This window comes from Curtobacterium sp. BNK-1, from assembly GCF_048685235.1.
In the GTDB taxonomy this organism is placed as follows: Bacteria; Pseudomonadota; Gammaproteobacteria; order Enterobacterales; family Enterobacteriaceae; genus Pantoea; species Pantoea agglomerans.
This window is the reverse complement of the sequence record NZ_JBLQTJ010000001.1, coordinates 667,543-689,285: the sequence shown is the minus strand read 5'-3', so window position 1 is coordinate 689,285 and position 21,743 is coordinate 667,543. Positions and strand designations below refer to the sequence as shown.

Annotated in this window: 20 protein-coding genes; 6 read left to right on the top strand and 14 right to left on the bottom strand. The window is 57.8% G+C overall.

Annotated features, from left to right (window positions below):
- Positions 1–121: 121 nt before the first annotated feature.
- Positions 122–1,126, bottom strand: a complete 1,005-nt coding sequence (locus tag ACMGGP_RS03095) for a phosphotransferase enzyme family protein (RefSeq protein ID WP_498798123.1) — start codon at positions 1,124–1,126, stop codon at positions 122–124.
- A gap of 249 nt (positions 1,127–1,375) precedes the next feature.
- On the opposite strand from ACMGGP_RS03095, the gene eat reads away from it, so the two are divergent.
- Positions 1,376–2,740, top strand: coding sequence for an ethanolamine permease (gene eat / locus ACMGGP_RS03090; protein WP_033766618.1), 1,365 nt, complete (start codon positions 1,376–1,378; stop codon positions 2,738–2,740).
- 86 nt (positions 2,741–2,826) lie between these two features.
- Here the strand turns inward: eat and mak are convergent, their stop codons facing one another.
- Complete coding sequence (mak, locus tag ACMGGP_RS03085; RefSeq protein ID WP_010255298.1) at positions 2,827–3,738, bottom strand: fructokinase; 912 nt, start codon at positions 3,736–3,738, stop codon at positions 2,827–2,829.
- A gap of 146 nt (positions 3,739–3,884) precedes the next feature.
- Between mak and rdgC the strand changes: the two genes are divergently transcribed.
- On the top strand, positions 3,885–4,796 hold the full coding sequence (gene rdgC, locus ACMGGP_RS03080; protein WP_284672411.1) for a recombination-associated protein RdgC: 912 nt from the start codon (positions 3,885–3,887) through the stop codon (positions 4,794–4,796).
- A 646-nt stretch (positions 4,797–5,442) separates the two neighbouring features.
- Here the strand turns inward: rdgC and ppnP are convergent.
- From ppnP to aroL, 7 genes are all read right to left on the bottom strand, one after another.
- On the bottom strand, positions 5,443–5,733 hold the full coding sequence (ppnP, locus tag ACMGGP_RS03075; RefSeq protein WP_009091800.1) for a pyrimidine/purine nucleoside phosphorylase: 291 nt from the start codon (positions 5,731–5,733) through the stop codon (positions 5,443–5,445).
- 95 nt (positions 5,734–5,828) lie between these two features.
- The gene (locus ACMGGP_RS03070; RefSeq protein ID WP_498798122.1) at positions 5,829–6,506 is read right to left on the bottom strand and encodes an AroM family protein; all 678 of its coding nucleotides are present in this window, start codon (positions 6,504–6,506) and stop codon (positions 5,829–5,831) included.
- 1 nt (position 6,507) lies between these two features.
- Positions 6,508–7,440, bottom strand: coding sequence for a DUF1177 domain-containing protein (locus ACMGGP_RS03065; protein WP_124889733.1), 933 nt, complete (start codon positions 7,438–7,440; stop codon positions 6,508–6,510).
- Positions 7,441–7,450: 10 nt separating this feature from the next.
- Complete coding sequence (locus tag ACMGGP_RS03060) at positions 7,451–9,010, bottom strand: OPT/YSL family transporter (RefSeq protein ID WP_010671176.1); 1,560 nt, start codon at positions 9,008–9,010, stop codon at positions 7,451–7,453.
- 288 nt (positions 9,011–9,298) lie between these two features.
- Entirely contained in the window at positions 9,299–10,051 is a 753-nt protein-coding gene (locus tag ACMGGP_RS03055; protein WP_010255274.1) for an IclR family transcriptional regulator, read from the bottom strand.
- 349 nt (positions 10,052–10,400) lie between these two features.
- On the bottom strand, positions 10,401–10,592 hold the full coding sequence (locus tag ACMGGP_RS03050; RefSeq protein ID WP_010255272.1) for a YaiA family protein: 192 nt from the start codon (positions 10,590–10,592) through the stop codon (positions 10,401–10,403).
- Between the two features lie 111 nt (positions 10,593–10,703).
- Positions 10,704–11,228, bottom strand: a complete 525-nt coding sequence (gene aroL, locus ACMGGP_RS03045) for a shikimate kinase AroL (protein ID WP_010255270.1) — start codon at positions 11,226–11,228, stop codon at positions 10,704–10,706.
- A gap of 315 nt (positions 11,229–11,543) precedes the next feature.
- Here aroL and ACMGGP_RS03040 point away from each other — a divergent pair, with 315 nt between their 5' ends.
- A complete protein-coding gene (locus ACMGGP_RS03040) occupies positions 11,544–12,260 on the top strand; it encodes a DUF2076 domain-containing protein (RefSeq protein WP_187496333.1) in 717 nt (238 codons plus the stop codon).
- 2 nt (positions 12,261–12,262) lie between these two features.
- Here ACMGGP_RS03040 and ACMGGP_RS03035 read toward each other — a convergent pair whose 3' ends face one another.
- The gene (locus ACMGGP_RS03035) at positions 12,263–12,715 is read right to left on the bottom strand and encodes a YaiI/YqxD family protein (RefSeq protein ID WP_498798121.1); all 453 of its coding nucleotides are present in this window, start codon (positions 12,713–12,715) and stop codon (positions 12,263–12,265) included.
- Positions 12,716–12,880: 165 nt separating this feature from the next.
- On the opposite strand from ACMGGP_RS03035, the gene proC reads away from it, so the two are divergent.
- Positions 12,881–13,693 (top strand): pyrroline-5-carboxylate reductase, encoded by an 813-nt coding sequence (gene proC, locus ACMGGP_RS03030; RefSeq protein WP_031590347.1) that lies wholly within the window; start codon positions 12,881–12,883, stop codon positions 13,691–13,693.
- Positions 13,694–13,760: 67 nt separating this feature from the next.
- On the opposite strand, the gene ACMGGP_RS03025 is transcribed toward proC, so the two are convergent.
- The 3 genes from ACMGGP_RS03025 to iraP all read right to left on the bottom strand — a co-directional run bounded on the left by ACMGGP_RS03025 (position 13,761) and on the right by iraP (position 16,162).
- Positions 13,761–15,287: an FAD-dependent oxidoreductase gene (locus ACMGGP_RS03025; RefSeq protein WP_437380892.1), complete on the bottom strand. Its 1,527-nt coding sequence runs from the start codon at positions 15,285–15,287 to the stop codon at positions 13,761–13,763.
- 205 nt (positions 15,288–15,492) lie between these two features.
- A complete protein-coding gene (locus ACMGGP_RS03020; protein ID WP_010255256.1) occupies positions 15,493–15,795 on the bottom strand; it encodes a PsiF family protein in 303 nt (100 codons plus the stop codon).
- Between the two features lie 115 nt (positions 15,796–15,910).
- Complete coding sequence (gene iraP, locus ACMGGP_RS03015) at positions 15,911–16,162, bottom strand: anti-adapter protein IraP (RefSeq protein WP_498798120.1); 252 nt, start codon at positions 16,160–16,162, stop codon at positions 15,911–15,913.
- Between the two features lie 601 nt (positions 16,163–16,763).
- On the opposite strand from iraP, the gene ACMGGP_RS03010 reads away from it, so the two are divergent.
- Positions 16,764–19,901, top strand: a complete 3,138-nt coding sequence (locus ACMGGP_RS03010; RefSeq protein WP_498798119.1) for a beta-galactosidase — start codon at positions 16,764–16,766, stop codon at positions 19,899–19,901.
- Here the strand turns inward: ACMGGP_RS03010 and ACMGGP_RS03005 are convergent.
- Positions 19,783–21,057 carry a multidrug efflux MFS transporter gene (locus tag ACMGGP_RS03005; RefSeq protein WP_073970658.1) on the bottom strand — a complete coding sequence of 425 codons (1,275 nt, stop codon included), beginning with the start codon at positions 21,055–21,057 and terminating at the stop codon, positions 19,783–19,785. The two genes, ACMGGP_RS03010 and ACMGGP_RS03005, sit on opposite strands and share 119 nt — an antisense overlap.
- A 434-nt stretch (positions 21,058–21,491) precedes the next feature.
- Here ACMGGP_RS03005 and ACMGGP_RS03000 point away from each other — a divergent pair, with 434 nt between their 5' ends.
- On the top strand, positions 21,492–21,743 hold the full coding sequence (locus tag ACMGGP_RS03000; RefSeq protein WP_010255246.1) for a biofilm development regulator YmgB/AriR family protein: 252 nt from the start codon (positions 21,492–21,494) through the stop codon (positions 21,741–21,743).

The following is a 21,743-nucleotide window of genomic DNA, read 5'->3' as shown; positions in this document are numbered from 1 at the left end:
TATCCGAGCAATTTCCATACCAGGTCCCTGATGCCCGACGCGCCGCCTGCGGGCTGTCCGGGCGGCGCGCGGGCTACGCGCAGGGCACTGCGGCGGCGCAGCGACGCCCGCCGCTGGTGCATCAGACGCCGACCGGCAGCTGCTCACCTTCCAGATAGCGGCGGCAGAGGCGGACCGAGTGGCTGGCCCACGCCGATCCCAGGCTGCGCGCCATTTCGGTTTCGGCATGTGATCCCACCCACGCGGTGAGCTGGATACGACGCTGGATCAACAGCGCGGGCAGCATGGCCATCTCCGCATCGCTGATATGCGCCACCTGCTCATAGCCGCGGATCCAGTGATCGATCCACTGTGGCGCGCGCGGATGATGCTCAACAAAACTGATCGCCGCCGCCAGATCGTGCAGATACCAGCCGAGCCCGCAGTCATCGAAATCGATCACCCGCGTTTCGCCCTTGTGCAGCAGCAGATTGGTCAGCCGCAGATCGGCGTGGATCAGGCCATAGCGATCCGATCCTTTACCGAACTGCGTCATCGCCGCGCCGACCTGGCTTATCGCCTGCTCTACCACGCCGTGATCGGCAGGATTCAGATTCGGCGCATCCTGCCAGCGTCCCCAGTGACTCTCTGCGCTGGTCATGGTGTGGTGATCCCAGATGATGCGCTGGAAACCCGCAGGCGGCTGCCACTGTTTACTGTGCTGATGCAGCCGCGCGGTGATCTGACCGAGCTGCTGAAAAGCGCGGGGATCGACGTCGGTGGTCGGCATCTCTCCGTCGATCCAGTGAAACAGCACCACGTAGCGTTCACCGCCCTCCGGCAGCCGCAGCGTCAGCACGGTTTCGCCCTCTTTGTCCGGCACCGCTTCCGGCACCATAATGCCGGTTTCGCGCAGCGCATTGAGCCACAGTAGTTCACTGACGATGTCGGCTTTTTGATGATAATCGCCGCGATGCAGCCGCAGCGCATAACGCCGGCCTGCCGCCTGCAGCAGAAACGTGGCGTTCTCTGAGCGGCACAGCAGGCTGAGCTGGCCCTGCAGCGCGGCGGGATAACAGGCCAGCGCCTGCTGCGCCATCAGGGTGAGTTGGGAATCAGTCAGGTTGTCATATTGTTTAGCGCTCATCAGTCCGGCTCCTTGTCACTTGCGTTATCTCAGCATGCGTTGCCAGAAGGTGAGCTGCTTGACTCCGGAAGAGACAAAGTTGACCGCAGCGTGCAGCTGGCCCGGTTGTTGCCTGTGAGTTGACCGTGGAGGACAGAAGTCACTGCGCCCGCGTCAAGTCGTGGCGAGTAATGCAACGGCATTATCCCCTTACTGTAGCGTAATGGCGGTGTAACGCCGCGCGAAGCCAACAACGACGGGGATAACAGTATGACAAACAGACTCAAGCCCACTCTGGGCACCCTGCATCTGTGGGGGATTGCGGTTGGCCTGGTCATTTCAGGCGAATATTTTGGCTGGAGTTACGGCTGGGCCGTGGCGGGCACGCTGGGATTTCTGGTCACCACCGCGTTGATCGCCACGCTCTATACCTGCTTTATTTTTAGCTTCACCGAACTGACCACCGCGATCCCCCATGCAGGCGGGCCATTTGCCTATAGTCGCCGCGCCTTTGGCGAAACCGGCGGACTGATTGCCGGTCTGGCGACGCTGATTGAGTTTGTCTTTGCGCCACCGGCGATTGCCATGGCGATTGGGGCTTATCTCAACGTGCAGTATCCCGAACTGAACCCGAAGACTGCGGCGGTCGGGGCTTACCTGGTGTTTATGACGCTGAATATTCTCGGCGTAAAACTGGCGGCGATGTTTGAACTGGTTGTGACGGTGCTGGCGGTGATTGAACTGCTGGTGTTTATGGGTGTGGTTTCACCCGGCTTCAGCCTGGCGAACTTCGCCGCGCACGGCTGGGCAGGCAGTGACAGCTTCGGACTGCCCGCCTTCTCCGGGATTTTCGCCGCCATTCCTTTTGCCATCTGGTTTTTCCTGGCCATTGAAGGCGCGGCGATGGCGGCCGAAGAGGCGAAAGATCCGACCCGGACCATTCCCCGCGCCTACATCAGCGGAATTCTGACGCTGGTGGTGCTGGCGATAGGTGTGATGCTGATGGCGGGCGGCGCGGGCGACTGGCGCAAACTTGCCGACATTAACGATCCGCTGCCGCAGGCGATGAAAATGATTGTCGGCGAACACTCTAACTGGATGCATATGCTGGTGTGGATTGGACTGTTTGGCCTGATTGCCAGCTTCCACGGCATCATCCTCGGCTATTCACGGCAGTTTTTTGCCCTGGCACGCGCGGGCTATCTGCCGCCTTCTCTGGCCAAACTGTCGCGTTTCCAGACCCCGCATCGGGCGATTATTCTCGGCGGCGTGCTGGGTATCGCGGCAATTTACAGCGATGGCGTGATTAATCTGCAGGGGATGACGCTGACGGCGGCGATGATCACCATGGCGGTATTTGGCGCGATTGTGATGTACATCATGAGTATGCTAAGTCTGTTTAAATTGCGCCGCAGCGCGCCGGAGATGGTCCGCAGTTTCCGCGCGCCGGGCTATCCGATTGTTCCGGGCATCGCCCTGCTGCTGTCGGTAGTCTGTCTGCTGGCGATGCTGTGGTTTAATCCGGTGATTGGCGCGCTGTTTTTCGCCATCATGCTGGCAGGCTATCTCTACTTCCTCGCCACCAAAGCGCAGCGCGATCGGGCGCCGCAGGACAGTATGCTGGTCGGCGAATAACACTGGCGCGGGTGAGTGCCGTGGGTTAACGATTCAGCGCCAGCGATACCCGGCGCTGAATCGTCAGCGGGAGCGTGCCTGCGGCATCAGCCGTTAAGCGGCCAGAGCCACGCCGCACCGCGAACGCCGCTGGAGTCGCCATGCTGCGCCTTCAGCACCGGCGTTTCACACTCCCCGCCAAATACCCACTTCTTCATCAGCACCGGCACGGTCTGATAGAGACGATCCACATTGCTCATCCCACCGCCCAGTACAATCACATCGGGATCGATCAGGTTCACCACCTGCGCCAGCGATTTTGCCAGCCGCAGCTCATAGCGGCTCATCGCCAGTTCGGCGATCGGATCCTGCTGCGCCAGCAGCGAGACGATCTCCGCACCTTTGCGATGCACGCCGCTCAGCCGCTGATAGTCGATACCAAAACCGGTGCCTGAAACAAAGGTCTCAATGCAGCCCTGCTGCCCGCAATAACAGGGCACTTCCTGACGGTAGCGCAGCTCATCCTCATCCATCCACGGCAGCGGATTGTGGCCCCACTCACCGGCATTGCCGTTGCCCCCGATACGCGACTCACCGTTGATCGCCACACCGGCGCCCGATCCGGTGCCGATGATCACGGCAAACACCAGCGACTGTCCGGCACCGGCACCGTCGATCGCTTCCGACACCGCCAGGCAGTTGGCGTCGTTGGCGATACGCACTTCCCGGTTCAGCGCCTGCGCCAGATCTTTATCCAGCGGCTGACCGTTGAGCCAGGTGGAGTTGGCATTTTTTACCCGCTTACTGTAAGGCGAAAGCGTGCCGGGAATACCGAGGCCGACCGTGCCGGTTTCGCCGGTTTTCTGCTCCGCCAGCGTGACCAGATCGACAATCGCCTGCACCGTTGCCTGATAGTCATCACGCGGGGTATTCACCCGGTGGCGGAACAGCTCCTCTCCCTTATCCGACAATGCGATCACTTCTGTCTTGGTGCCACCCAGATCTATGCCTATGCGCAAGATTACGTCCTCGTTATTCGTTCAGGTGAGAGATACAGTAAAAGGCGTCTGCCGGAAAGGCAATGAAACCACTCCGATGTTTCGCTATCATGCGCGCTGACTCTCGCAGACTTGTGCGCCCGATCGCGCCACGGTAAGGAATCCCGATGTTGTGGTTTAAAAATATGATGGTTTATCGTCTGAATCGTGACATTCCGCTGTCCGCAGATGAGATGGAAAAGCAGCTCGACGCCTTCACGTTTTCACCGTGTGGCAGTCAGGATATGAGCAAGACCGGCTGGGTCTCGCCGATGGGCAACCGCAGCGATGCGCTGACCCATGAAAACAAAGGCCAGATTGTGATTTGCGCCCGCAAAGAAGAGAAAATCCTGCCTTCGCCGGTGGTGAAACAGGCGCTGGAAGCGAAAATCGACAAGCTGGAATCTGAGCAGAGCCGCAAGCTCAAAAAGACCGAAAAAGATTCGCTGAAAGATGAAGTGCTGCACAGCCTGCTGCCGCGCGCCTTCAGCCGTTTCAGCCAGACCTACCTGTGGATCGATACGGTCAACAACCTGATTATGGTTGACTGTGCCAGCGCTAAAAAAGCGGAAGATACCCTGGCGCTGCTGCGTAAAAGCCTGGGCTCACTGCCGGTGGTGCCGCTGACGCTGGAAAGCCCGATTGAACTGACCCTGACCGAATGGGTACGTTCAGGCGAGCTGCCTGCCGGATTCGCCCTGATGGATGAAGCGGAGCTGAAAGCGCTGCTGGAAGATGGCGGCGTTATCCGCTGCAAGAAACAGGATTTGGTGTGCGATGAGATCGCCAACCACATCGAAGCGGGCAAGCTGGTAACCAAACTGGCGCTTGACTGGCAGGAGCGCATTCAGTTTATGCTGGCCGATGACGGTTCAGTGAAGCGTCTGAAGTTCAGCGACACGCTGCGCGACCAGAACGACGATATTGACCGCGAAGATTTTGCACAGCGCTTTGATGCGGACTTTATTCTGATGACCAGCGAACTGGCCGCACTGACCAGCAATCTGGTAGAAGCGTTGGGCGGCGAAGCCCAGCGTTAATCAGTTACCGGCAGAATCATCCTGACAGACGATATTTGCCAAAAAAAGGACCGCTAAGCGGTAATGTCAGTCAGTTAAACGACAGGTGATACCGCAGTCTGGTGCCGGGCAGGGGCTGGCGGTCCTCGCGCCGCTTCGCGGTTCCTTCACTTCATTCGCCTGCCTGACGGACCGCCGGGGATGGCACATCCTGTGCCGCCCCGCCTTTCGCCCGCGTCCTGCGGGCTCTCCTGGCAGACTCATTCTGTTCAGCGCTGCGGATTGCCTGCCCCTGCCCGCCACCGGCCTGCTCTGAAACTTCAGTGTGTATTCTTAAAAAGGGCACGAGAGTGGAGGCCTGAGCGCCTCTGCTGCTGAAAGGGCTATCCGCAGCGCTGAGGCGTGACGGTGGGCCAGAAGTCCACGCCGGGAAGCGTGGACAGTTCGGGGCCGGCCAGGGAGGGCCGATCCCCGAACGGTTCGTCGGCACAACGTCAAAGCCGAAGGTACCGCGTGAGCGGCGCGAGGACGGCCCGGCAGCAGCAGAGGTGCGCTGGCCCGCACTGCGGCACGCTCGCCCTGACAAAAAAGCTGCCACGTTTGACCGTGACAGCCTTTACAAATCTAATCTTAACTGACCAGCATTACCGCTAAGCGGCCATTTTTTTTAATCTTTCAGGTAACGGCAGAGATAGGAACTTGGCTCGCCAACCTGCAGATGAAATTCGCTGTGACCCGGCACGTTAAACACCGAACCCGCTTCAAACCATTTCCACTCGGTTTCACCTGGCAGTAATACCTTAAGCGAGCCGCTGACCACGGTCATCTCCTCCGGCTGGCCGGTACCGAATGTGTATTCGCCTTCAGCCATTACGCCCACGCTGGCACGTCCGGTGCTCGCACTGTCAAAACCGATAGACTTAACTTTTCCGTCAAAATACTCACTTACGTTGAGCATAATAGTTCTCCAGAGCACATGTTGTGTGTCTGGCAGTGTAGAAGGGAACCCGCTGATCTGTCACGCGAAATGATGGCCGTTTGTGATCTCTTCACTCAGGGAAGCAACTCCGCCGCCAGGCGCGCCACCAGCTGATTAGAGAGCAGAACCGGTACGCCCAGCCGCTGCTGTAACCCTATCCGATGCTGCTGGTGATACCCCATACAGTCGAGCACCACCAGCGCTGCGCCCTGCGCTTTCAGACTGTTTGCAGCATCGGCGAAGGTTGCCTGATCGCCCTGATAGGGACTGGCGACCGCAAAGCAGGGCTGCGCGGGCAGTTGCTGCCACTTACCTGCCTGCTCAACAATCTGCTCCTCAACCGGCACGACAATGCCGACCCGCTGCTGCTGCACCATGGCGCAGATGAGCGGTGGAATCAGGCGATCCGGCTCCAGCAGTAGCGCACGCTGGGTGCGGAGCCGGCTGAATTCACCGGTGCAGAGCAGCAGAATGGTCGCATAGCCCGCCTGTTCCAGCGCACTGATTTTGCGCTGCAATCCCTGCTCCACTTTCGAGGCCGCCAGCAGCACCTGTTCGCCACTCTGCAGCCGCGACACCAGAACCCGGTCGCCCGCTGCTGGCGCGAAGCGTGCGGCAATCTCTGCCGCGCTGAGTCCATCCAGTAAACCGACGTGATCGGTCAGCGCATCCGGCAGATGCTGCCGCAGCAGCGGCAGAATATCGCTGCGCGGAGACTGGCCGATAGTCAGCGTTACCAGTGGTTTCGTCATCTTAGTGATTCCGGTGACGCAGATGCGCCAGGCTGCCATAGAGTGAAATCAGCCGCGCATACTCTTCCGCGTCGTAGAAGTGACAGGTTCCACGACCAAACTCCTTGGCCACCTCAATGGCAAACTTCGCCGCTGCCGCAATGTCCACTTCATGGCTGGCGCCGGTTCCGCAGCCCGGCACCACCGACTCGGCAGTGATCGCCACCCCCACCACCGGCACATCCGTGGCGGTAGAAGGTTGCAGAATGCTGTTGAGGTGATAAACCCCATTGCCGTAAGGCGTAATATCCTGCGTGGTAATGGGAAAGGTCACCGCCGGACGGCCGCTGGTCATCTCCATGATGCGCAGCAGATCCTCCGAAACCCGCAGGATGTAGCCCTCTTTCACCGTCGGCGACAGGGCAAAGCCTTTGTGGTTGATAATGCGGTTACCTTTGGTGGTGTCGATTGACAGAATCGCATCCACACCCGCCACCACTTCATTATCATTCATGGTGATATCGTCAATCGGCGAGTCCATGAAATCGACCGGCAGATGCGGCCGCGTTGGCGCATCCGGGCAGATATGGGTGGTAATGATGACGTCGCCATCGAGCCTGTCGCCTTTGCTCTGCATCTGCGCCAGTTTAAGCGCGCTGGCAATGGCCGCGATCGCGCCATCCGCATCTGACACCATGCCGATACGGCCAGGACGGGCACCGATGCCACCAAGGCGACCAATAATCCCCAGCGTCGGTGCACTGCCGCCGCCTGATTTGCCCTGCGTCCCCGGAATATCAATGCGCACAAAATCGGTGCGGCCTTTGGGACCGGAGACACGGGTAAAGCGGGCATCAACATCAGGATACGCCGCGAAGAGATCCACCACCTGCTGTCCGTCAATGTGGGCGCTATCCAGTAACTCAAAAACCGCCAGGGTCTGCTGCAAACTCATGCTTTATCCTTTATTTCTTGCTGCTGCTGGCAAACAGCGAATGAAAGAAGCTGTAGAGGGCATCACCGGCAATAAAGCCTGCCGCCATCACCTCCATAGGCGACCGGCCCCGCTCGCCCCAGATCCGGATGATTACGATGCGTAAGGCGATCCCCACCACTACTGCCCAGCCCGCCATGGCGTTATTAATTAATAAACCGGTGGCGAGCAGCACGCCCAGCTGGCGTTTCGGCCCGCCGATCAACTGAATAATCGCACCCGGAATCGCCCACATCAGCAGATTACCGGCGATACCTGGCTCAGCACCCGCCTGAATGGTTTTGGCATACACCCGCGCTACAGGCGGCAGCAGGTTGTCAGCAAAGAAGAAGGTATGGGCGTACCAGACCAGCGGAATCGACACAACAAAGGCGATCATAGCTGCGATGAGCTGAATACGACGTCCCCAGAGCTCCTGCTGCAGATCGGCACCGTTGCCGCGCAGGATAAAGCCTGCCTTCAGGTCATAACCCATATCGGCGAACGCCGGACCGGTGGCGGCGGTAAAGCCGCACAGCAGGCAGAGCGCCAGCGGTGGGAAGCCGATCAGAATGCCGATAATCAGCGTAATCAGCGCCACGGCAAAGGCCGGGAACCAGCCGGAGTGCATAGCGGCAATGCCGACAATCAGTTCATGGGCGAAAGCAGCAAACGCGGCATAAAGAACAAACAGCAGCAGCATCGCGATGCCCATCTCACTCCACAGGCCGCCCGCCAGCGCCAGCAGCGCCGAAATCACGATGTAACCCACGCTGCCGAAACCCAGCGCCCGCTGCACCTCATTGCCATTGCGGCTCACCACCAGCGCATCATTTTTGCGGCTGCGAATCACCATCACGACCTGAATCAGCGCTACCAGACCGGCACCGACCATCACGCCATGCGGAATATAGAGCGCATTAATATCAATACCGGCCACCGGCTGCGCATAGGCACGCAGCAGAAAACCGATGCCGAGCATCGACAGCGCCCAGATATTGCCGATAAACGCGGTGCCGAAGGCGGACATCGGGATCTTCAGCATGGCACCGACGACGCCACCCACGATGCCCAGCACCAGCAGCCACGCCTGGCGTCCGCCTTTATCACCCGCTTTGATCGCTTCTGCTGCCGCAACGCCCGGTGGCCAGGCATTACTGGCCGGAAAGACGCGGGTATCAAACAGCCGATAGAGCAGCCAGGCATCCAGCAGCATCGCGGCGCTGACGCCACAGAACAGCGGCAGGACCAGTTGCGGTTCACCCAGCGCCCAGGGCACGGCAATCGGCATCAACAGACTGTTCGCCGCCCCAAAGGTGGCTGAAGAGATGGCGGTCTGCGCCAGGTTCTGGATTTCAATTGAACGATAACGGCGAAATGCCTGCAGCGGAATACGCGCCAGCAGCATGGCAAACAGCGCGCCGATAATAGAGGTGTTAGGCGTTACGCCAATGGTGGTAATCAGCTGAATGCCAATAATGGCACCCGCGATGGAGAGAAGAATTAAAACCAGTGCCACGCCAACGTGCTTAATCGGATTTACCCGTTCCATATGTCCCCGCCAGTCCTTGTCCAGAAGAAATGAAATAACGTCTACCCGCTCGCTGGCCGGTTTACGCCGGTTATCAGTTTCACTGCTCTGATGCGCACAGAGATTGCAACAGCCACTACAGATGGTCGTCCCTCCGCATGCTGAACCGATACAGGAGGCAATGAGAGACGGACACAGGCAACCGGGGTGCTGCATAAAGCGTGGCGATCAGATTGAAAGAAAAAGGCCCGAAGGCCTTTGTTTTCCCTGGTGTGGCGAAAGTACTACGCCGATAAAAACGGTGTGAAGTTACGCGCCATATTTTTCGGTCATCTCAGTGGCCGTTGCGCGTAATGCTTCAAGGAGCTCTGACGGGAAACCCGGTTCAGACTCCATAGACGGAAACGACAGGCAGAGTGCCACCGTTTCGCCATGATGTTTGTTATGAACAATAACTGACAGCGAGCTGATGCCTGGCAGCGATTCATTTCGGGCCAGTGACCAGCCCTGCTGGCGGATCTCAGCCAGTCTGGCACAGAGTGCCTCAGGACTTTGCGGCGAGTTCGCTGATGCGACCTGCCATTGATCATGGAAGCGCGCCAGCACCTCTTCATCGCTTAACTGCGCTAACAGCGCCCGGCCGGTTGAGGTCGCGGCAGCCGGCATCCGACTGCCCGGCGGCGTGACCATTTGCGTAAAGTGACGCCCATGAAACATACGCATCACTAATACTTCCCGCCCGTCGAGCTTCGACACGTAACCCATGCAGCCGGTCTTCGCAGCCAGCCTGACCATCGCCGCTGAAACGCTGTCAACCAGCGGTGCCGAAAGATAATGTCCGGCGGCAGCCAGCAATACGCGACCAATGTGATAACCGCGCGTATCCGCATTCCGCTCCAGCAGCCCCTGACTTTCCATGGTGGCCAGCAGACGCGAAACGGTGCTTTTTGGCAGGTTTAACGCCTCAACCACCTCACTGAATGAGAGACCAACATGCCCCTGCGTCACACCTTTGTGCTGAAACAATCGAAGTACGGCGGCAGCATTTTCAAGTGTGGTCATGTTACGTGTTCCACTATATGGAACTAAGTTCCTCTGTTGGTTTGATGAAAATAAAGCGTGGCGCTGAATCGGTCAAGCGACAATTTGACTCACACAGAGATCGGCAGCAGAGAAAATAAGGGGATAAAAATGATTAGCGGGGCTTTATCTGGTGAGACAAGGAGAGTGCAGAACAGAAGCATACGCAGAGAGCATTCGACAGTAAATCTGCGTCAATTTCGCTTCTTAAATAACCCGATCGACTGCAGGTGGGAGTAAAAAAAGGCGTGGTTCAGGCACAGCGTCAGGCGGGTCAGTAATAAGCAGTTATCCGGTGTAACAGGCTGGCGTCCCTGCCAGCAGTGAAGCTTTACTCTTTTTCAACGTCTTCGTAGCGCGCTTTAGCGTCACGCGCTTCTTCTTCCGTTTCGTGCTCACTGATTAATGAATTCGGTTTGGGATGATCAGCACGCAATTCGTAAGAGGTTACTTTATTACCTTCAGTGCCCTTTTCAACTGGCACAACTTTCGCTTCACGTGGATACGGTGGTCTGGTCGGCATACTGTGTCCCTCTTGTCTGAATAACATTCCACAGGACAGGCCGCTGCCTGTCATAGGATAAGTATAGACAATGCCGTCTGAAGCGGGATCAAAGCGGGAAAAATCTGAGGGTTAGCTGGCGCGCGCCAGAGAGAGTGACAGCAGAATTTCCTCTACCACGCACTCGGGCGATTGCATCGCATTCACCTGATGATGGGCCGCAGCCTGATAGAGATGCGCACGTTCACGCAGCACATCACTCATCTCATCAGCAATCGGACGGCCGGTTAAGGTCGGACGCTGGGCCGCTTCAGGTTCACTTTCCAGCCGCTCTGCCAGCACCTCGGGGGACGCGCTAAGCCAGATCACCTGGCCCTGCTCCTGCATAAAACGGCAGTTCTCTTCAGCAAGAATCATGCCGCCGCCGGTGGCAATGACGGTTCCGGGTGCCGTCACCGCTTTAAGCGATTCCGTTTCACGGGCGCGGAAACCTTCCCAGCCTTCCTCCGCCACAATCTCCGTCACGCTCCGCTGCGTGCTGAGTTGCAGATGGTGATCGGTATCAGTAAAGGCGTAGCCCAGCGCCCGCGACAACGCCTCGCCGACCGTGGTTTTGCCGCAACCGCGAGCGCCAATCAAAAAGATGGGTAGTGACATCAGGGCCGTTCCTCCGCCTGACCGCGCGATGCGGCTGCATGGTGAGCTTATTAATGCGACGCATAATAACTGGAAATTATTATGGCCTCTACCTGTCAGGCACGATTTACGCATTTTCGTCCCCTGAACAGCGACAATCTTTGTGTTTTCAAGGGGAAATGCATGCACGTTTTGTGCATCAGGGCCGTAACAGAGCGATAAAAACTCCGCAAAAGAGCGGCTAAAATGCGTCGGCAATATTTGCTTACTGCCCCGATTTTACTTTTCACGCTGGCGCCCACATATACTGGTAACAATCGCCACAGGAGAGTCATCATGCAACGCGAAGAACAACAACTGATCGAAGGGCTGTTCAGCCGTCTGAAACATGCTGAAAGCCAGACCGTGGCACGCGATGCCGCTGCCGAACAACTGATTAACCAGCATCTGCAGGCGCAGCCGGGCGCGCCTTACTACATGGCACAGGCGATCCTGATTCAGGAAGCGGCGCTGAAAAAACTCAATGAGAAAGTATCGGCGCTGGAAAGCCAGCTGGCCCAGCAACAGCAGCAGCAACCTGCACAGAGCAGCGGCGGCTTTCTGTCCGGGCTGTTTGGCAGCGGTTCGCGTCAGCAGCCGCCTGTGCAGCAGCAACAGCAATCGTCACCGTGGAACAGTGCGCCACAGCAACCGGCTCAGCCGCAATATGCGCCTGCACAAGCGCCTGCACCACGCGGCACCGGTTTCCTCGGCGGCGCACTGCAGACAGCTGTGGGTGTGGCGGGCGGTGTGGTGATGGCCGATATGCTGACCAGCATGTTCCACCATTCACAGCCGGAAGAGATTGTGAACATCATCAATGAGCCACCCCTGCCCGATGTGAATGACAATCTCAACACCTTCAACGGTGGCGATGACAATGCCGATACCTTTAACGGCGGTAACGACAACGCCTTCCTCGACCAGAATACGGGCTGGGACAGTAATTATGCCGACAACAGCGATCTCAATGATTTTGGCGGCAACGACTACGACGACGACAGCTTCGTTTAACTTCAGCGTTTCTGCTGGGTGAGCCAGCTATCCAGCTCATTTGCAAACTGCTGGCGGTCACGCGGACTCATCGCCGCGGGGCCGCCGGTCTGCACCCCACTTGACCGCAGGGTATCCATAAAATCCCGCATCGTCAGGCGTTCACGTATCGTCGCCGGTGAGTAACGCTCGCCGCGCGGATTCAGCGCCGCCGCACCCTTCTCAATGACCTCTGCTGCCAGCGGGATATCGGCGGTGATCACCAGATCGCCTGGCTGACAACGTCTGACGATCTCATTGTCCGCCACATCAAATCCGGCAGGCACTTGCAGGGTGCGCAGATACGGTGAGGGCGGCACACGCAGAAACTGGTTCGCCACAAAAGTGATGGTAGTTGCGGTGCGGTCGGCTGCGCGGTAGAGCACCTCTTTGATTACATTCGGACAGGCATCGGCATCGACCCAGATAAACATCATGATTCCTTACAGTCAGAGAAGAGTAAGATCTTGCCGGGTTCCCCTTAAATGGCAAATTTTATTTGCGGCGCGCTTTCCAGCCTGCGCCTGGCTGACTTGTTATTCAGGCTGGCTGAAGTAAGCTAGCTCACTGAGAAAAACGAATAATGTCCTAAGGAGATGGCGATGCTGGCAAAGAAAATCGGGTTTATCGGCGGGGGAAATATGGCGAAAGCCATTATCGGCGGACTGGTCAACAGCGGCAAAATCGCCCCGTCTGATATCTTCGTTTACGATCGCAAAGCAGAGACCAACCAGGCGATGGCAGAGCAGTATGGCATCAACGCAGCCGAGAGCGCTGAAGCGCTGGCGCGTGAAGTAGACATCCTGTTCGGCGCGGTCAAACCCAATGTCATTCTGAAAGTCTTAAAAGAGCTGACAGGCAGCCTGAAAAAAGAGGCGCTGGTGGTGTCGATTGCGGCTGGGGTGACGCTCGATTCGCTCTCATCGGTGCTGGGTTACGATCGTAAAATTGTCCGTGCGATGCCGAATACTCCCTCGCTGGTCAGCGAAGGCATGACCTCGGTCACGCCCAACGTGCTGGTTGAGCAGGCGGAAATCGACGAGGTGGTGGCGATTTTTGAAAGCTTCGGCAAAGCGGCCGTGGTGGATGAATATCTGATTCACTCCGTGGTCGGCGTCAGCGGTTCTGCGCCGGCCTACGTGTTTATGTTTATCGAAGCGATGGCCGATGCGGCCGTACTGGGCGGCATGCCACGCGCTCAGGCCTATCAGTTTGCTGCACAGGCGGTGAAAGGGGCGGCGCAGATGGTGCTGACCACAGGTAAACATCCGGCTGAACTCAAAGATATGGTCTGCTCCCCAGGCGGCACCACCATTGAAGCGGTGAAAGTGCTGGAAGAGAAAGGCATGCGCTCGGCGGTGATGGAAGCGATGCTGCAGTGCATGGCGAAGTCAGAGAAACTGAGCCGCAGCTAACCGCTCAACAAAGGATGTGCAAGGCGGCGCCGTACGCTGGCCCGCCTTGCCTCCAGCTTAACAGATATTAACGGATCTGTTCCTGACAGAGCGCCACCGCGTCGGCAAACGTCATCGGCTGCTGCATCCGCTCCACCAGCTCAGCGGTCAGCGTATACATGCCGCATGAGCAGATTGCCGCCAGCCTCCCCTGCTGGCCATAAAACGCCATAAACTTTTTATCCTCCAGCGAGCCGAGCAGCTGGAATGAATCCCATTCTTTGGCATGGCCCAGATACTCATAACGGGTGCCATACTGCGTAGTCCAGAAGAACGGCACACGATCAAACGCGACGGTCTGGTCCAGCATATTCCATGCGGCGGTTTGTCCCTGCTGATGCGCGACGCGATAGTGTTCAATGCGCAGCGGCCCCTGCGCCGACGGATACGTGGCGATATCTCCCGCCACCCAGATATTGTCAGCGACCCGCAACTGCTCATCCGCCTGCAGGCTGCCATCCTCTGCCAGCGGGAGATCGTGGATAAAGTCGGTAGCCGGTTCGACCCCGGTGGCAAACAGCACCACCGTCGCGTCCAGCAACCGTCCGCCCTTGAGCTGCACGCCACTCACCCGCTGGTCGCCCTGTAAGGCTTCGATCTCGCCCTGCACCCACTTCACGCCGTTCTGCTCATGCAGCTGATAGAAATAGCGGCCAATCTGATCGCCAAACTGTTTAGCAAAGGGCAACGCCTGTCGGGCGATTACCGTCACGTCAATGTCACGATTACGCAGCGCCGACGCCAGTTCGGTGCCGATAAAACTGTTGCCGATAATCACGATTTTATGGCTGGCATCCACCGCCTGAAGCAGCTCATCGGTCTGCGCTTTGCTGCGCAGCAGATGGACCCCATCAAGATCGCTGCCCGGCAAATCGGGGCGGACTGGCGTCGCGCCGCTGGCGATCAGCAGTTTGTCGAAGGCGAGCGTCTCGCCATCCTCGAAGATCAGCCGTTGCTGCTGGGCATCCAGGCGGCTCACGGTAGCCTGAAGCCGTTCAACGTGGTCCATCACATCCGCTTTCAGCAGCTGCGGCACCTCGCTGATATCCATTTTGCCCGACGGCACAAATTTGGTCAGCGCGGTGCGGTCGTAAGGCGCATCCGCTTCCCGCTCAACCAGAATCACACGGCCTTTGAAGCCTTCATGGCGCAGACGCCACAGCGCCGCGCTGCCCGCTGCCCCACCACCGAGCACCACATAGACCGGTGCGGCTGCCCCACTGCCAATCGGCGCCGCGGGCGACATCGCTTTCGGATTCACCAGCACCCGGCCCTCTTCAATGCGCAGCGGATACTGTTTGAGATCGGCTAACGCCAGCGGTTCACACATTTTTCCACTGGCCAGATTAAACGCGGCTTTGTGCCACGGACAGACCAGCCGATCGCCACAAATCGCGCCCTGCTCCAGCGGCGCGCCTGCGTGCGGGCATTTCGCCTGATAAGCACGTACATTGTCGCCTTCGCGGATCAGCAACACTTCCACCTCGCCGAGCGTTTTTTTAACCGGCTGGCGCTGGGGCAGATCGTTCAGGTCGACGGTAAATTGATAGTTCACGACATGGCTCCTTTAACGGTTCTTGTCTTGTGCTGCGCGGCAAAACAGAGTGCTGCGCAAATCCCCACAAACAGTAAGTGTGGCAAAAGAACCGGGAAGCCTGGCGATGAATGCTTATCAGAAGGTTAACATGCTGTTATATAATTGAATTTAATCAGCATTGCGCGGGAAGGAGAAGCGGCCACCTGCGTGGCCGGGGGGATAATCAGCTTTTTTTCAGGCACTGGCTCATAAAGGTTTTACGCGCATCGCCCGCCAGTTTTTTATCACCAGCTTCGCCGTTACAGCTTTTCATTTTCATCTGCTGCGGTGACATCTGCGACAGCTTGCTGTCCTTTTTCAGGCATTCACTCATAAAGGTTTTGCGCGCATCCCCTTTAAGATCCTGTGATTTAGCATGCTGGTTACACATCGTCATCTTCTCCTGCTGCGGGGTCTTTTCCGCCGCACCGGCCAGTCCACTGACCAGCAGGCCCGCCATCATCATCGCCATTAAACCGACTTTCATCTTGTTATCTCCACAGTGGATTGTCCTTTGTTATTCTGGCAGCGAATAAGCAAAGCGGAAAATGTTTCAGGTCAAAGTGATGTGAAGATCCCATTCCAGTCTGGCACTGGGATTGTTACTGACGAGGATGGCGGAGTAACTTTTCGATGTAATTGCGCAGCAGTTGCGCATTTTCATCTCCGGCATCGGCCACATTGTCTATTGCGGTCTCAATAATGGTGGTTATAGCCAGATGTTGTTGCGGCTCCAGCTTGCGAACCAGCGCGGTAACAACAATCTCCAGCGCTTCGATTTGCGCCATCTGCTCTTTGGCTGTCGCCTCTTTTTCAGCCAGCTTTACCAGCAATTCAGCAATCAGGTTTTTCATGCTGTTATCTCAGCGGTGGAGAAAAGCTGAAATTATCACCACGCTGGCTAAAAAAACAGAGGGTAACCGCTACTTTTTTCAGTGAGTTAGCCCGCATTCCTCACCGTCTGCTCAGACGATTCCGGCTAACCTTGCGAGCGAAACGTTTTCCCTGCAATCAACGCTATGGTCAAACGTTTCGCCCGCCCGAAATCGGTCTTTTGCTTAGCGAGGATCGACAAATCCGCGGCCTGGTCCGCCGCCGTGTCCGCCCCAGCCACCGCCACCGCCGCCTGGAGGCGGGAAAATACATCCGCTTAATGCAGTAACCAATGCCACAACGGCAGCCAGCTTAAAGATTCGTACCATATCTACCTCAGGGTGATGAAATCGGGCTGAGTGTATGGAGCCACCTGCATGGCGACAAGTGAGATTCTTCCGCATCCGGCGACTATTCATCTTTGCTGACCAGGCTTAACGATTTACCACCATTAAGGCGGCACAATCTCAACATCCCGGCTGGATTACAGCACAAATTATTTGTGCAAATCGGGAGAGTGAACACTTTACAGGCGGCGTAATTTTGCGCATTGTGAGCGCATTACATTTACAGGATATAAACATGACTCTCTCTCAGGCTGCTTTCAGTGACATCCTCTCCCGGCGCGACTGGGAAAATCCGGTCGTGACCTCGCTGCATCGGCTGGATGCGCACCCGCCATTCGCCAGTTGGCGAGATGAAGCAGCCGCGCGGGATGACAGCCCCTCGGCGTCACTGCAGAGCCTCAACGGAGAGTGGGGTTTCCGTTATTTTACGCAGCCTGAAGCGGTCCCGGCCAGCTGGTTACTGCAGGATCTGACGGACACTACGACCCTTCCGGTTCCGGCCAACTGGCAAATGCACGGCTTCGATGCCCCCATTTATACCAACGTGCAGTATCCGATTCCGGTCAATCCTCCGCTGGTACCCACAGAGAATCCAACCGGATGTTACTCGCTCACATTCAGCACTGACGCAGCCTGGCTGGATAATGGGCAGACACGCATCATTTTTGACGGCGTAAACTCGGCCTTTCACCTGTGGTGCAACGGACACTGGATTGGCTACTCTCAGGACAGTCGTCTGCCCGCTGAATTCGACCTGACGCCTTATCTGCTGCCGGGCAAAAACCGGCTGGCAGTAATGGTGCTGCGCTGGAGCGACGGCAGTTATCTGGAAGATCAGGATATGTGGCGAATGAGCGGTATTTTCCGTGACGTCACGTTATTGCATAAACCGCAGGTGCATCTGGCCGATGTTCAGCTGGAAATCCGGCTCAGCCCGGAGTTTTACCGTGCCGAATTGCGTGCCCGGGTCCGTGTTGCTCTGCCAGCTGACGTCAGCTCGCGCTATCAGCTGCGCCTGACGCTGTGGCAGGGTGACCAGCAGATTGCTCAATGTCAGCAGCCGCTGGGCAGTGCCATTATTGACGAGCGGGGTCACTATCCCGAACGCGCCCTGCTCAGCCTGCCGGTGGAACAGCCTGCGCTGTGGAGTGCCGAAACACCCCACCTCTATCGCGCCACGCTGGCGCTGCTGGATGAGAATCAGCAGCTGATCGAGGTGGAAGCCTATGATGTCGGCTTCCGTCAGGTCACCATCGACAACGGACTGCTCTGTCTGAACGGCAAGCCGCTGCTGATCCGCGGCACCAACCGTCATGAACATCATCCGGAGCGCGGTCAGGTGGTGGATGAGGCGACGATGCGCCGCGACATCGAGCTGATGAAGCAGCACAATTTTAATGCGGTGCGCTGTTCGCACTATCCTAATCATCCGCTCTGGTATCGGTTGTGCGATCAGTATGGGCTTTATGTGGTGGATGAGGCCAATATCGAAACCCACGGCATGCAGCCGATGAACCGGCTCTCCGATGATCCCCGCTGGTTTGCCGCCTATAGCGAACGCGTGACGCGCATGGTGCAGCGCGATCGTAATCACTGCAGCATTATTATCTGGTCGCTGGGCAACGAGTCAGGACATGGTGCCACACACGATGCGCTCTACCGCTGGGTAAAAAGCAGCGATCCAACGCGTCCGGTTCAGTATGAAGGCGGCGGTGCGGATACCGCTGCTACCGATATCATCTGCCCGATGTATGCCAGGGTTGATGAAGATCAGCCCTTCCCGGCGGTGCCGAAATGGTCGCTGAAAAAGTGGATCGGTCTGCCGGGTGAGACGCGTCCGCTCATCCTGTGTGAGTACGCGCATGCCATGGGCAACAGCTTTGGCGGTTTTGCTAAGTACTGGCAGGCCTTCCGCCAGTTCCCGCGTCTGCAGGGCGGCTTCGTCTGGGACTGGGTTGATCAGAGCCTGACCCGCTATGACGATCAGGGCGAACCCTGGCAGGCCTACGGCGGCGATTTTGGCGATAAACCCAACGATCGTCAGTTCTGTATGAACGGGCTGGTATTTGCCGATCGCACGCCGCATCCGGCGCTTTATGAGGCGCATTGCGCCCAGCAGTTCTGGCAGTTTGCCGTCGATCCCGGCGATCCGCTGAGCTTTACGGTCAGCAGCGACTATTTGTTCCGCCACAGTGACAACGAAGTGCTGCGCTGGCGCATCGAACAGGCGGGTCGTGTAGTAACGGAAGGAGAAGTGCCGCTGGATATCGTTCCACAGGGCCAGCAGCGGATCACGCTGCCGTCACCGCCAGCATTACAGGGCGAATGCTGGCTGAACGTCGCGGTTCATCAGATTCAACCGACCCAATGGAGCGCCGCTGGCTGGCGTGTCGCCTGGCACCAATGGGCGCTGCCCTCGTCGCTGGCGCTGCCATCAAAGCCGGAAAGTGGCGACGCACCGGGCCTGCACGATGATACCCGTGAGATTGTCATCACCCATCAGCAGCAACGCTGGCATTTTTCACGCCACAGCGGCGAACTGACGCAGTGGTTTGTGGATGAACAGCCCACGCTGCTTTCACCGCTTCAGGACTGCTTTATTCGCGCCCCGCTGGACAATGACATCGGCACCAGCGAAGCGGAACGCGTTGATCCCAATGCCTGGGTTGAGCGCTGGAAAGCGGCGGGTTATGACCAGATGAGCAGCCAGCTGGTGTCGATGACGGCGAATGCGTTGCCACAGGCGGTGCAGATTGAGACGCTGCACAGCTGGCTCGCCAATGGCCAGATCGCCTTTATCAGCCGTAAACGTTATCTGATCAATGCGCAGGGTGAATTGCAGTTGCAGCTTTCCGTTGAGCAGTCGCGCGGATTGCCCCCGCCCGCGCGCATCGGATTACGCTGTGAGCTGACGCAGATACCACAACAGGTGAGCTGGCTCGGCCTGGGTCCGCATGAAAACTATCCCGATCGCCAGCTGGCCGCGCAGTTTTCCCGCTGGGAGCTGCCGCTGGATCAGCTCTCAACGCCTTATGTTTTCCCGGGTGAGAACGGTCTGCGCTGCGGCACCCGTCAGCTCGACAGCGGCAGCTGGCAGGTCAGCGGCGATTTCGCTTTCTCACTGAGCCGTTTCAGCCTGGAGCAGTTGCGGGAGGCATCACACCGCCACCATCTGCGTCCGGAAGCGGGCTGCTGGCTGCATCTGGATGCCTGCCACATGGGTGTCGGCGGCGATGACTCCTGGAGCCCCAGCGTCAGTCCTGAGTTTTTACTGACTCAGCAGCGCTGGCAGGCTGAACTGACGATTTGCCAGCCGACGCGGGCAGCGCTGTCTTCGGACGCCGGTAAAAGCGCTTCAGAAACAGCACGTTAATCAGCACGACCACGGCGGTGGCAAAAAAGACCCAGCGGAAACCGGCCACCGCCGACACCGCGGCGCCCAGCAGCGGACCCGCGACATTGCCGAGATACATAAAGGACTGGTTATAGCCGAAGATCCGGCCGGTGATGTTGTCACGCGAGTGACGCACCAGCAGGGTCTGCACCGCGGGCATCATCGCGCCATCGGCAAAGCCCAGCAGAAAACGTAATACCCCCAGCTGTGTCGTGCTGGTGACAAACGACATGGCGATAAACAGCAGCAGCGAGATGACCATCGTTGCCAGCAGGATACGCTGCGTGCCGATGCGATCGCCCAGTCGTCCCAGACGAGGCGCGGCCAGCAGTGCAGAGACGCCAGGCAGCGCGGCAATAACCCCGCTAAGAAAAGCGATATTCTCAGCGGTGGGTGCCAGTTCCCGCACAAAGAGCGTCAGGATCGGGTTCACCGATCCGTTGCACATCTGGATCACCATGGTGGTGAAAAAGAGGCAGAGCATCAGTTTTGGATTATCCAGCGAGCGGAAAACCTCGCGTCCGCTGAGCTTCTCCTTTTTACTCACCGGGATGTAACCGGTCTCCTTGATCAGGAACAGCGTCACCAGAAAGCTGACCATCAGCAGCGCTGCGGTGACAATAAACACCGTACGCAAACCGACCCAGTCTGCCAGCAGCCCGCCCAGCATCGGTCCCAGAATCACCCCGCCAATCTGACCGGTTGAGACACAGCTCAGCGCCCAGCCGCTGCGTTCACGCGGCACCTGAGCGGCCACCAGCGCCATGGCGTTGGGAATATATCCGGAGGTCAGCCCCATCAGGGCACGCAGCAGCAGCAACTGCCAGGCTTCGGTGACAAAAGCCTGTAGCAGAATTACCACGCCCATGCCAAAAGCGGCGCGCAGCAGCATCAGCTTACGGCCTTTACGATCGGCAAGACTGCCCCACAGCGGGGCTACGGCCGCCGAAACCACAAAGGTGATACTGAAGGTAAGACCCGACCAGAGGCTCAGTGATTCGCCACCGGTTACGCCAAGCTGCTCAAGGTAGAGCGGCAGAAACGGGATGATCTGACTGATGGCCAGGCCGGTAAAAAAGCAGCCAAACCAGACCGAGATCAGGTTTATCTTCCAGGGTTCTATAGTGCGTGGCATGAGCAGATATTTTAAAGAGAGGGAATGCTCAGTCTAACGCGGCTATTCTCAGCGTGACCGACAAAACATGGCACAAATGGCAAAAGATCGGATTCCTCTTTGATTCAGCGCAATCACCGGCGCAAATTTTCCAGCCCGCCGGGTTTTTAGCGCGAAGCACGCGGGCGATGGTCTGGCCGGACGCAATCTTCCCTGACCCGCCCCGTCAATATAGAAAAATATGTCATTCTGTTACTGACAACTCTTCCCCCCGCTTCTATGTTTAAAAAACCGCCAGCCGCGGCGGTGTGGCAATCTTTTTAATCGGCGCGACATCCTCCGCAAAAAACGGTGCAGACCGTCCGGCTACGCTGAGGCGAACCAGCTTATTTCATGGTTAAACGCCCTTATGCTCAGGTGTAAGGGAGGGGGTCTTGTTTTAGCGGAGGTGGGTAATGAGAGTACAACCTGACAGCGCCAGCCGTGCTATCAGCGACTATTTTAACAGCCCGGACTGGCGAATACCGCCTGAGTCCGATCTGCTGGCGGTGATTCTGCGTGAAATAATGGAAGCGGGAGAACCCGCCACCAATAAAGCCCTTATTGCGCGGGTTATCGATAAACTGGAAGTAGAGGGCGACGAGACGCAGTTGCAGCGTTATCGCACCCTGCTGGCGCAGTTGATCGACACGCAGCCGGAGGCGTAA

Bases quoted from the DNA above. Each gene is read 5' to 3' on its own strand.
- ACMGGP_RS03095 (WP_498798123.1), bottom strand. From the start codon at position 1,126: ATGAGCGCTAAACAATATGACAACCTGACTGATTCCCAACTCACCCTG.
- eat (WP_033766618.1), top strand. From the start codon at position 1,376: ATGACAAACAGACTCAAGCCCACTCTGGGCACCCTGCATCTGTGGGGG.
- rdgC (WP_284672411.1), top strand. From the start codon at position 3,885: ATGTTGTGGTTTAAAAATATGATGGTTTATCGTCTGAATCGTGACATT.
- ppnP (WP_009091800.1), bottom strand. From the start codon at position 5,733: ATGCTCAACGTAAGTGAGTATTTTGACGGAAAAGTTAAGTCTATCGGT.
- ACMGGP_RS03070 (WP_498798122.1), bottom strand. From the start codon at position 6,506: ATGACGAAACCACTGGTAACGCTGACTATCGGCCAGTCTCCGCGCAGC.
- ACMGGP_RS03065 (WP_124889733.1), bottom strand. From the start codon at position 7,440: ATGAGTTTGCAGCAGACCCTGGCGGTTTTTGAGTTACTGGATAGCGCC.
- ACMGGP_RS03060 (WP_010671176.1), bottom strand. From the start codon at position 9,010: ATGGAACGGGTAAATCCGATTAAGCACGTTGGCGTGGCACTGGTTTTA.
- ACMGGP_RS03055 (WP_010255274.1), bottom strand. From the start codon at position 10,051: ATGACCACACTTGAAAATGCTGCCGCCGTACTTCGATTGTTTCAGCAC.
- ACMGGP_RS03050 (WP_010255272.1), bottom strand. From the start codon at position 10,592: ATGCCGACCAGACCACCGTATCCACGTGAAGCGAAAGTTGTGCCAGTT.
- aroL (WP_010255270.1), bottom strand. From the start codon at position 11,228: ATGTCACTACCCATCTTTTTGATTGGCGCTCGCGGTTGCGGCAAAACC.
- ACMGGP_RS03040 (WP_187496333.1), top strand. From the start codon at position 11,544: ATGCAACGCGAAGAACAACAACTGATCGAAGGGCTGTTCAGCCGTCTG.
- ACMGGP_RS03035 (WP_498798121.1), bottom strand. From the start codon at position 12,715: ATGATGTTTATCTGGGTCGATGCCGATGCCTGTCCGAATGTAATCAAA.
- proC (WP_031590347.1), top strand. From the start codon at position 12,881: ATGCTGGCAAAGAAAATCGGGTTTATCGGCGGGGGAAATATGGCGAAA.
- ACMGGP_RS03020 (WP_010255256.1), bottom strand. From the start codon at position 15,795: ATGAAAGTCGGTTTAATGGCGATGATGATGGCGGGCCTGCTGGTCAGT.
- iraP (WP_498798120.1), bottom strand. From the start codon at position 16,162: ATGAAAAACCTGATTGCTGAATTGCTGGTAAAGCTGGCTGAAAAAGAG.
- ACMGGP_RS03010 (WP_498798119.1), top strand. From the start codon at position 16,764: ATGACTCTCTCTCAGGCTGCTTTCAGTGACATCCTCTCCCGGCGCGAC.
- ACMGGP_RS03005 (WP_073970658.1), bottom strand. From the start codon at position 21,057: ATGCCACGCACTATAGAACCCTGGAAGATAAACCTGATCTCGGTCTGG.
- ACMGGP_RS03000 (WP_010255246.1), top strand. From the start codon at position 21,492: ATGAGAGTACAACCTGACAGCGCCAGCCGTGCTATCAGCGACTATTTT.